The 504-nt window shown below is 47.8% G+C and carries 1 protein-coding gene; it reads right to left on the reverse strand.

Going from position 1 to position 504, the window contains the following annotated elements:
• Positions 1-504 (reverse strand): DUF4815 domain-containing protein (locus tag ACFIJZ_RS10180; RefSeq protein WP_375632059.1); only part of this gene is annotated, 504 nt, incomplete at both ends.

The following is a 504-nucleotide window of genomic DNA, read 5'->3' on the forward strand; positions in this document are numbered from 1 at the left end:
AGGCGCAAAAATATGCGTTTCGCTTGGAACAACGCTTGTCGAAAAATCTTGCATCTCTTCATGGCGCAAGGCGGCAAGGCGTTTACGTTTAAAGCCATTGATATTGGCTTCTCCTTCTTGAATACTAAACACTTGGCAACCGTTATTGGCTCCCAATGCGCTCACACGGCAGCCACTCACGATATAATGTCCATGGGCACGGTCGTACGTCGCAATGGCTTGCATGGCAGGTTCAAGCAGTGATGGGGATTTTTGATCAATCAAAACGCCATCTTGTAAAATATAAACCGGAAAGAAAGTGCCATTCTGCGCATCCTCTTTTAGTGCCCAAACAAGCTGTGCTGTTTCGCGTGCGGCACCAGGCTCTCCTTCTGCCAATGTGCCAGGGACTTGCCCCAATAGCTCTGGATCATCCTCATGGGTTATCCATTTTTTTTGCAGCTTCACACCAATTTCCAAGCGTCCAATCATGGCAACATTGTTGAGTACAGCTTCAGAGACTGG

Origin of the sequence: Bartonella sp. CL70QHWL (assembly GCF_042194855.1) — a bacterium.
In the GTDB taxonomy this organism is placed as follows: Bacteria; Pseudomonadota; Alphaproteobacteria; order Rhizobiales; family Rhizobiaceae; genus Bartonella.